This is a genomic window from Clostridium sp. UMB9555A (genome assembly GCF_030222355.1).
Classification (GTDB): domain Bacteria; phylum Bacillota; class Clostridia; order Clostridiales; family Clostridiaceae; genus Sarcina; species Sarcina perfringens.
This window is the reverse complement of sequence record NZ_JASORQ010000006.1, coordinates 142717-152867: the sequence shown is the minus strand read 5'-3', so window position 1 is coordinate 152867 and position 10151 is coordinate 142717. Positions and strand designations below refer to the sequence as shown.

Here is a 10151-nt window from a genome sequence, read left to right as displayed (position 1 = left end):
GGTAGCTCAATGGTGGAGCACTCGGCTGTTAACCGATAGGTTGGAGGTTCGAGTCCTCTCCGAGGAGCCATTTTTTTATTTAAAAAGAGTTATTAAAGAAGATATACATGTCTTTTTTAATAACTCTTTTTTGTATTTTTCAAAGGAATTTAATAATTTATGTTGAATTATTAAATTATAAAGAAAATGTTAACATATGGTTGTTAATATTAGAAACTTAAAATATAAGATTTGTATAGTTGATATTTTTCTTTTAAATTATGGGGAATTTTTAGTGAAAATCATTAATCTTAATATATAAAAAATACTAAATATAATATTTTTTATTTGAAAGGAATATATTTAGGTATATAAGTTTTTTATAAAAATTTTATTACCAAAAATCAATATTAGAAACATTCAAAAACACTTTTAGAAAGCAAATGAGTATAAAGTGAGTTTAAGTTTATCTTATATATAAAAATAAAATTAAGAATTTTTATATATTTTGATATTTAACTAAAAGAGTATATTTAAATTTAATTTTTAGTTATTGCATAAGGGGATTTGATAAAAGTAGAAAGTAGTACATGCTTTTATATAATTAAGTTATTAAATACAAAGTGTATGCATACTTTAAACAGATTACTAATACTAATTTTTCTAGAAAGGTGGTGAATGCTACTTATATGTTGATATGTAAACAATATCAACAGTGTAGCAGAAGATTATGAAGGAGTATAAAATTGAGAATTTAAGAAATATAGGTATTATAGGACATAGTGATTCAGGTAAAACTGCATTATCAGAAGCTTTACTTTATTATACAAAAACTACTGATAGATTAGGAACTTGTGAAGATGGAAATACAGTAAGTGATTATGATCAAGAAGAGAAAAAAAGAAAGATATCACTAGCCTTATCTATTATTCCTTTTGAATATAATGGAACTAAGATTAATATATTGGATACTCCAGGTTATTTTGATTTTGTTGGAGAGCAAATAGAAGGGGTTAAGGCTGCTGACTCTGCAATTATAACTGTATGCGGAGTTACTGGAGTTCAAGTTGGAACTGAAAAAGCCTGGGAATGCTGTGAAAAAGAAAAATTACCAAGAGCCTTTTTTATAAATAAATTAGATAGAGAAAATTCAAATTTTGATAAGGTATTAGAAGATATAAGAAATATTTTTGGAAACAAAGCAATTCCTACTCAATATCCTTTAGGAAAAGAAAAGGAGTTTAAGGGAATTGTAAATCTTATAACTGAGGAAGCTTTTGAATATGATAAAAAATCAGGAAAAATAAATAAGATAGAAATCCCTAATGAAGTAAAAGATAAGGTTAATGAGTATAGAACTTATTTAATGGAATCTGTAGCTGAAACTGATGAAGAATTACTTGATAAATATTTATCTGAAGAAGAGCTTACAGTTAATGAAATCTATAAAGGACTTTCTATTGGATTTGAAGAAGGAGATATAGCTCCAGTTATGTGTGGAAGTTCATTATCAATAGTTGGTATGAAAAGCCTATTAGATTCAATTAAAGGATATTTCCCATCACCAGATATAAGCAAAGCTAAAGCTGCTATTGATAGCAATAACAAAGAAATATTAGTTAAGCCAAATAAGGATATGCCATTTTCTGCATTTGTATTTAAAACAATTGCTGATCCTTTTGTAGGAAAGCTTTCAATATTTAAGGTGCAAACAGGAGAGCTAACAACTGATAAGATAATTATAAATTCAAAAAATAATAAGGTAGAAAAAGTTAGTTCCTTATGCTTTTTAAGAGGTAAAAGTCAAATACAAATAAATAAAATAGGTGCTGGAGATATAGGAGCTGTTACAAAACTTCAATATACTTCAACTGGTGATACTCTTTGTGAAAGTAACTTTAAGATTGCTTATAAAGGATTTGAATTCCCAGAGGCAGTTATGACTATGGCAGTATTACCAAAAAGTAAAGGTGATGAAGAAAAAATTTCTCAAGGACTTTCTAAACTTCTAGATGAAGATCCAACATTTAAAGTTTCTAGAGATCAAGAAAATGCAGAAACTCTAGTTTCTGGTATTGGAGAGACACATATAGAGGTTTTAGCTAGTAAATTAAAGAGCAAATTTGGAATTGATGTAATTCTTAAAGATCCTAAGATTCCTTATAGAGAAACTATAAAAGGTAGTTCTGATGTACAAGGAAAGCATAAAAAACAATCTGGAGGCCATGGACAATATGGAGACGTAAAAATTAAATTTGAGCCTAGAAGAGACGGTGAGCTTGATTTAGAATTTGTTGATAAGGTTGTTGGAGGAGTTGTGCCTAGAAACTATATACCAGCAGTAGAAAAAGGCTTAAGAGATTGTTTAAAGAAAGGGGTTTTAGCAGGTTATCCTGTAATAGGAATTAAGGCTACATTACATGATGGATCATATCACCCTGTAGATTCATCAGAAATGGCATTTAAGGTAGCTGCTTCATTAGCATATAAGAAAGGTATGGAGAATGCAAAACCTGTTATATTAGAGCCTATTATGAAGGTAGAAATAATAATTCCAGATGAATATATGGGTGATATAATTAGTGATATAAATAAGAAAAGAGGAAGAGTAATTGGAATGGAACCAGAAGGCAATAATGAAAAAGTTATAGCTAATATTCCTTTATCAGAAATGTTTAAATATGCTACTGATTTACGTTCAATGACTCAAGGAAGAGGAAACTTTAGCATGGAATTTGAAAAATATGAGGAAGTTCCAAGTACAGAGGTGGATAAAATAATAGAAGATGCAAAGAAAATGAAAGAAGCTAAGGAAGCTTAAAGAATTATATATAGAAAATTTAGGAAGTACCATCTTAAAATTTAAAAAGATGGTACTTTTTATGTATACAAGGAAAAAAATGTGGTTAAATTAATAATGTTAAAGGTATTATTAAAATTTGTTTAAAGAAATAGTTTAGAAAGAATATATTAATGATATAAAACTGATGAATAAAAAAATATATAATAGAATATAAATCTTTTAGGAGTATTTTATCTTATTATAATTAAAAGTTAAGAGGTACTTTCTAAAAGCTCAAGGCTTTAATTTAATTAAAATTATTAGTAACTGAAAAATATCTTAAATTAAAGTGAAATAATGTAAAGATTAAAAATAATTAAATCTTTTGAAAATGAGAGGGTTTTTATATTTATATATCTAATTATATATTTAGAGATAATATCTTAAATGAGGTGTAATTCATGTGCAATTATAGAATGGATATAAAGGGTAAAATAAGTTTAAGTGATTATAGCAATATCTTTGATTATATAAATATTGTTGATGTATGTGATAGATTTATGATTTATATGGAGTCTTTAGATGATGATAATATAGGTATTATTTGTTCTATGCTTAAGGACAATAATTTTAATATAAAAAATCAAGGATACGACAATCAGGGGATTTACTATATAAATGCTAAAAAAATAGGTTAGTGAAAGCAAGCCATAATAGTATTTTTTATATAAATAATTGTAAAAGTATATAATTTAAAAATGGTATAACTTTAAATGTGTAAAGGTACGTACATTTATGTTATAATGTACTTTGTGTTAAATAAAATTATTAATAAGCTATAATTTAAGTTGTCATATAATAATTTAACGAAGTGAATTCTAAAGGGCAACTTGTAAGAAGCACTTATAGTTGAATTAATCCATAAGGAACATGGGGGAGGATTTTTTAAATGAAGAATTACGTTGTTGGAATAGATCTAGGGGGAACAAAAATTAGCTGTGCTCTTGCTGATCTAGAAGGAAATGTTAAAGCTCAACATACAACTCCAACTAATGCTCATGAAGGAGAGCAAGCAGTTTTAGATAGAATTATAGGCTGTGTTGAAACTGTAATATGTGAAGGAAAAGTAACTATTGATGAAGTAGAAGCAATAGGTATTGGATCACCAGGACCACTAGATGCTAGAACTGGTATAATAATAACAACTCCAAATTTACCTTTCAAAAACTTCAACTTAGTTTCACCATTAAAAGCTAAGTTTGGTATTCCTGTTTACTTAGATAATGATGCTAACGTAGCTGCTATAGGTGAATTTATGTTAGGTGCTGGAAAAGGTACTGAAAATATGATTTATATAACTGTAAGTACTGGTGTAGGTGGAGGAGCAATCCTTAACGGTAAAATTTACAGAGGAAGTACTTCAAACGCATTAGAAATTGGACATTCAACTGTTGCACCTGGAACTGTAAGATGTAATTGTGGTAACATGGGATGTCTAGAAGCTGTATCATCAGGAACAGCTATTGGTAAAAGAGGAAGAGAAGCAGTTGCTACAAATGTAGAAACAAGCTTAAAAGACTACGACAATGTAACTTCATATGAAGTGTTTGTTGAAGCAGCTAAAGGTGACAGAGTTGCAAAATCAATAATAGATGAAGCTTTAAACTACTTAGGAATTGGTGTTGCAAATGCAATAGCAACTTTTGACCCAGACATGGTTGTTATAGGGGGAGGAGTTTCAAAAGCTGGAGAAGTTGTTTTTGAAACAGTTCAAGAAGTTGTTAATGAAAGATGTTTTAAAGCTATGGCTGAGCATTGTAAAATAGTTCCTGCTGGATTAGGAACTGATGCAGGAGTTATTGGAGCAGTAGCTTTAGCATTATTAGAGTGCAAATAATAAATTTATATAAATAAGTTAGAAGTTTTTACTTCTAACTTTATTTTTTATATATTTTGCTAGACAAATATAATGTTTACATAGTAAAATGTTATAAATTTATAAACTCGCAAATTTAAATAATTAAATACTAGAAAAAAAGGTTATTTTGTGATAAAACTATATTGAAAATGGTAAATTAAGTATGAAGTTAGGTCATAACCACATATTGTGATTATTATAAAGACATTATATAAGTTCATTATATAATGTCTTTTATACTATAAATAACTTCCATACTATGAAACATAATATTTTATATAATTATCACTATATATAGGTAAAAGTAAGATTTTAAAAAGTAGTAAGGTTTAATTTGTAGAAAATAAAAAAAATTTTAGAAAATTTAAAATAACTATTGCTAAATAATAATTATTATTATATAATAATGACATAAGGTTGATGAGGAAATACATCAACAAAGAAACACTTAAATAAAGACTTTTAAATTATGATATAAATTGAAATTAGATAAATTGTTTGTTTTGTAGGAGGAATAAGATTATGAAAAAATTTGTTTGTACAGTATGTGGATATGTTTATGAAGGAGAAAAAGCACCAGAAAAATGTCCAGTATGTGGAGTTGGAGCTGACAAATTCGTAGAGCAAGGAGAAGACTTAGCATTTGCAGATGAGCACAGAATCGGAGTTGCTAAAGGTGTAGATGAAAGAATAATCGAAGGATTACAAGCTAACTTTATTGGAGAATGTACAGAAGTAGGAATGTACTTAGCTATGTCAAGACAAGCTGACAGAGAAGGATTCCCAGAAGTTGCAGAAGCTTACCAAAGAATAGCTTTCGAAGAAGCAGAACATGCTGCTAAGTTCGCAGAAATGTTAGGAGAAGTTGTAGAAGCTGATACAAAAGCTAACTTACAAGCAAGAGTAAATGCAGAGCATGGAGCTTGCCAAGGTAAAAAAGATTTAGCTACTTTAGCTAAACAATTAAACTTAGATGCAATCCACGACACAGTTCACGAAATGTGTAAAGACGAAGCTAGACACGGAAAAGCTTTCGCTGGATTATTAAACAGATACTTTAAATAAGATATAAAAATTACACGCTTTATAAATTAAAAATTTAATTACTTCCTTATTAGAAGAGATACCGTAAAGGTATCTCTTTTTACTTATGAATAAAAAGTTTTTTATTATGATATTTTTAATATAAGGTATATAATTATTACAGAGTTAACTGCTTATGATTTTAAATAATCTTTTTAAGTATAGATAAAATTTATGTATAAATAATAGGAATAGAAGGGAGAAGTATTTTTGATATGAAAATATATTTCACAAGACATGGGGAAACTTTATGGAATCTTGAGCATAGATTTCAAGGATGGAAGGATTCTGAGTTAACTGAAAATGGAGTTAAAAGAGCAGAACTATTAGGAAAGAAATTTAATGATATTAAAATAGATAAGATTTTTACAAGTCCTATAAAAAGAGCAAAAAGAACTGCATACTTAATAAAAGGTGATAAGGATATTGAGATTGAAGAAGTTGAAGGATTAAAAGAAATAAGTTTTGGAAAGTGGGAAGGAATGACCACTGAAGAAATAAAAAGTCATGATGAATACGTAAATGAATTAGATAATCTATTCAATAAACCATTTTCTTATAAGAGTTTTGAAGGAGAAAATATAAAGGAGTTTACAGAAAGACTATTTAAAACTGTAGAGAATATAATAAAAAATAATGAAGATAAGGATATTTTAATAGTTACTCATGGAATGTGTGTAAGATATTTAATAGGATACTTTAAAAATGAATTTGAGGAAAGTAAAATAATAGATTATCCTATATTCCATCAAGCAAGTTATAATGAGGTTGAATGGAATGGAGAAAATTTTGAAGTAATTACTTTGAACAATATTGACCATTATGAATATGATAAATAATATAAGAAGTTTAAATAATTTAATGAATAAAAATTATAAAATTACACAACTTAATAGTAGACTTGTGCTACAATCTTAAATCTTAAATCTAAAATCTAGTGATTTTTAAATCTATCTTCTTCGATTCTTGGGAAGAGGGGAATAGATTTTAGAAGTAAGATTTTTAAATATTGAGGTGCTTTAAGTAGCACCTCCCTAATCTAAAAGTTATAGAAAATTATGCTTTTAGATAATTTATGAGCACATTAAAAATAGGGATACAATTATGTATCCCTATTTTTTTAGTAAATTACTTTTTCACAAATTTTTAAATCTACATTATTATCATTAAAGTATTCAATATATTCATCACTAGGTTTTGCATCTGTTATAACACAATTTAAATCATTAATTTCACAGAAAGTCATTAAAGAAACATGATCAAATTTTGATTGATCAGCTAAAAGGAAACATTCAGCACTTCTAGAGATTGCGGTTTTCTTTATTTTAAATTCTTCTTTAGTAGAATTAGTAACCCCTCTTTTTAGTGAAATACCAGTACAAGCCATGAAGCATTTATTTATATTATAACTTTTTAATATATCTGTGCTATGTAAGCCTGTAAAAGATTGAGTTTTTCTGTTAAGAATTCCTGATAAACAAATTATATTTAAGTTATTGTAGTGAATTCCTTTGCATATAGCTGTAACGCTATTAGTGAAAATAGTTATATCTTTTTTATCTTTTAGGAAATCAATAATATTAACTGTTGTTGTACCAGAATCTAAAAAGATGCTATCTCCATCTTCAATAAGTTCAGCAGCAGCTTTCCCTAAGGCTAATTTTGAGTTGCTATTTTTAACATTTCTTTCTTCAAAAGATACTAACTCTTGATTTTCATTAACCGTCACTCCACCATAGACTTTTTTTATGGTTCCTTTTTCAACTAGAACACTTAAATCCCTTCTTATGGTATTTTTTGATACATCAAACACTTCACATAGTTTGTCAATTGATACGGTTTTGTGATTAATAATGTAATTTTCTACTAGGTCTATTCTTTTTGAACGCATATCTTTCCCTGTTGCCCGTAATATTCTATCAATAATATTAAGTTTAGTTAATTAGTGAGTATAAAATTTAATCTATTTATAATATATAGAGTTTATACTAAAGGTATTGCTTTAATTTCATGATTAACAAATAAAAAATACTAAGAAGATAATCAATATAAACTAAAATTAACTCAAAATATTATATGTGATTAATCTGGATTTAGTACAGCAATTTATTGTAATGATACCTACTGCAACAAGTGTTCATCTCCTTTCATAGGCTTTGTGATTCTATTATAAACGAATTTTTCAGTAAAAGGAAGAGCAATTGTGAAAATATATGAGTAACTTTTGGTTATATTTTTCATAAATTATGATTATATTTGTAGTAAATATATGAAAAAGTTATTGACATGTTATGGTTAAGTTGGTATTATTAAAACATAAAGAAAACAAACAGAAAACAAATAGTAAACGTTAACTCATGAGAGGTGATTAAATGGCGAATCAATTTATTATGCCAAAACGTATTATTTCAGGTGAAAATGCTTTAAATGAAAGTAAAGCGTATTTAAAGAGTTTTGGTAAGAGGGTTTTAATAGTTACTGATAAAGTAATGACTGATCTAGGTAATGTAGAGGTTTTGACAGAGGTATTAGATAGTGAGAATATTGAGCACGTTTTATACAATGAAATAAATAGTGAACCTACAGATACTATGATAGAAAAAGGAATAAAGCTTTATAAAGAAAATCAATGTGATTTTCTAATTGGTTTAGGTGGGGGGAGTCCAATAGATTCTACTAAAGCCATTGGAGCTATGATAACAAATGAAGGTAAGATATCTGATTATATGGGTAGAGAAATAGAAAAAGAACTTCCACCCTTTGCTGTAATACCAACTACAGCAGGAACTGGTTCAGAAGCTACTCAATTTACAATAATTACAGATACAAAAAATGATGTTAAGATGCTTTTAAAAGGAGCTAACTTATTACCAAACTTAGCAATAGTAGATCCAAGATTTACAATGACAGCACCTGCTAAGATAACAGCAGCTACAGGATTAGATGCTTTAACTCATGCTATAGAGGCTTATACATCTAGAAAGGCACAGCCACTTTCTGATAGTTTTGCAGTTTCAGCTGTAAAAAGAATATTTAAGTACTTACCTATAGCTTTTGATACTCCAAAGGATTTAAAAGCAAGAGAAGAGATGTCAATTGCAGCTTTAGAAGCTGGAATAGCATTTAATAACTCTTCAGTTACAATAGTTCATGGAATGAGTAGACCAATAGGAGCTTTATTCCATGTACCACACGGATTATCAAATGCAATGCTTTTAGAAGCTTGTTTCACATATGTAGTAGATGGTGCTTATGATAGATTTGCTCAGCTAGCTAAAGAAATAAATATAGCTAACGACAACATGAGTAATGACGAGGCCGCAAAAGCATTTATAGATGAAGTGGTTAAATTAATGGTTAAATTAGAAATACCAACTTTAGAAGAGTTTGGGGTAGATAAAACTAAGTTCTTTGATAATATAGAAAAAATGGCAGTTGACGCTATGGAAAGCGGAAGCCCAAGTAATACAAGAAAGATTATTGAAGTTGATGATGTGATAAAAATCTACAATAATCTTTGGAGGTAATAAATTATGGCATTAGTAAAGATGACTGAGCTTTTAGATGCTGCAAGAGAAAAAAATTATGCAGTGGGAAGTTTCAGTATAGCAAACATGGAAATGGTTAAAGGTGCTTTAAAAGCAGCTGAAGAAATGCATTCCCCGATGATTCTTCAGATTGCTGAGGTTAGATTAACTAATTCCCCATTAGAATTAATCGGACCTTTAATGGTAAGCGCTGCAAAAAATGCTAAGGTACCAGTAGCAGTTCATTTTGATCATGGACTAACCTTAGAGAATATAGAAAAGGCTTTAAAGATTGGGTTTACATCAGTAATGATAGATGGATCTCATTTAAGTTTTTATGAAAACGTTAAGATAACTAAGAGGGTAAAAGAATTAGCAGATAAATATGGAGCGGCTATAGAAGCTGAAATTGGACAAGTTGGCGGAAGTGAAGATGGTAGTGAAGATATAAAGATGAAAGTAACTAACGTAGAAGACGCTAAAAGGTTTGTTCAAAATACTAAAGTTGATGCTTTAGCAGTAGCTATAGGAAATGCTCATGGAGTATATAAAGGAACTCCAAAACTTAGATTTGATGTATTAGAGAATTTGAGAGAAAACATCGAAACACCATTAGTTCTACATGGTGGATCAGGAATAACACCAGAGGACTTTAAAGAGTGTAAAAATAAAGGAATAAGAAAAATAAACATTGCAACTGCAACCTTCAATTCTGTTGAAGAGTCTGTAAGAAAGTTATATGTAGATAATGAAAAGAAAGATTACTTCACACTTCAAGCTACAGAGGTTCAGGGAGCTTACGAGAATGTAAAGAAGCATATGGATATTTTTGAAAGTGTAAATAAGGCTTAGGAGATGGGTT

The 10151-nt window shown here is 28.5% G+C and carries 8 protein-coding genes; 7 read left to right on the top strand and 1 reads right to left on the bottom strand.

The window, feature by feature from the left end; all coding sequences use genetic code 11:
* Positions 1-709 precede the first annotated feature (709 nt).
* The 5 genes from fusA (at position 710) to QP548_RS14255 (ending at position 6601) form a co-directional block, all read left to right on the top strand.
* Entirely contained in the window at positions 710-2800 is a 2091-nt protein-coding gene (gene fusA / locus QP548_RS14275; RefSeq protein WP_061426068.1) for an elongation factor G, read from the top strand.
* 422 nt (positions 2801-3222) lie between these two features.
* A complete protein-coding gene (locus tag QP548_RS14270; protein WP_003449485.1) occupies positions 3223-3459 on the top strand; it encodes a hypothetical protein in 237 nt (78 codons plus the stop codon).
* A 251-nt stretch (positions 3460-3710) separates the two neighbouring features.
* Positions 3711-4658, top strand: coding sequence for an ROK family protein (locus QP548_RS14265; RefSeq protein WP_003459920.1), 948 nt, complete (start codon positions 3711-3713; stop codon positions 4656-4658).
* 543 nt (positions 4659-5201) lie between these two features.
* On the top strand, positions 5202-5744 hold the full coding sequence (locus QP548_RS14260; protein WP_061426069.1) for an NADH peroxidase: 543 nt from the start codon (positions 5202-5204) through the stop codon (positions 5742-5744).
* A gap of 233 nt (positions 5745-5977) precedes the next feature.
* Positions 5978-6601 (top strand): histidine phosphatase family protein, encoded by a 624-nt coding sequence (locus QP548_RS14255; RefSeq protein ID WP_061426070.1) that lies wholly within the window; start codon positions 5978-5980, stop codon positions 6599-6601.
* Between the two features lie 281 nt (positions 6602-6882).
* Here the strand turns inward: QP548_RS14255 and QP548_RS14250 are convergent, their stop codons facing one another.
* Entirely contained in the window at positions 6883-7653 is a 771-nt protein-coding gene (locus tag QP548_RS14250) for a DeoR/GlpR family DNA-binding transcription regulator (protein WP_061426071.1), read from the bottom strand.
* A 481-nt stretch (positions 7654-8134) separates the two neighbouring features.
* Between QP548_RS14250 and QP548_RS14245 the strand changes: the two genes are divergently transcribed.
* Complete coding sequence (locus QP548_RS14245) at positions 8135-9289, top strand: iron-containing alcohol dehydrogenase (RefSeq protein ID WP_061426072.1); 1155 nt, start codon at positions 8135-8137, stop codon at positions 9287-9289.
* Positions 9290-9295: 6 nt separating this feature from the next.
* On the top strand, positions 9296-10141 hold the full coding sequence (locus tag QP548_RS14240) for a class II fructose-bisphosphate aldolase (protein ID WP_284905556.1): 846 nt from the start codon (positions 9296-9298) through the stop codon (positions 10139-10141).
* The last annotated feature ends 10 nt before the right edge of the window (positions 10142-10151 follow it).

Bases quoted from the DNA above. Each gene is read 5' to 3' on its own strand.
- QP548_RS14245 (WP_061426072.1), top strand. From the start codon at position 8,135: ATGGCGAATCAATTTATTATGCCAAAACGTATTATTTCAGGTGAAAAT.
- fusA (WP_061426068.1), top strand. From the start codon at position 710: ATGAAGGAGTATAAAATTGAGAATTTAAGAAATATAGGTATTATAGGA.
- QP548_RS14240 (WP_284905556.1), top strand. From the start codon at position 9,296: ATGGCATTAGTAAAGATGACTGAGCTTTTAGATGCTGCAAGAGAAAAA.
- QP548_RS14260 (WP_061426069.1), top strand. From the start codon at position 5,202: ATGAAAAAATTTGTTTGTACAGTATGTGGATATGTTTATGAAGGAGAA.
- QP548_RS14255 (WP_061426070.1), top strand. From the start codon at position 5,978: ATGAAAATATATTTCACAAGACATGGGGAAACTTTATGGAATCTTGAG.
- QP548_RS14265 (WP_003459920.1), top strand. From the start codon at position 3,711: ATGAAGAATTACGTTGTTGGAATAGATCTAGGGGGAACAAAAATTAGC.
- QP548_RS14270 (WP_003449485.1), top strand. From the start codon at position 3,223: ATGTGCAATTATAGAATGGATATAAAGGGTAAAATAAGTTTAAGTGAT.
- QP548_RS14250 (WP_061426071.1), bottom strand. From the start codon at position 7,653: ATGCGTTCAAAAAGAATAGACCTAGTAGAAAATTACATTATTAATCAC.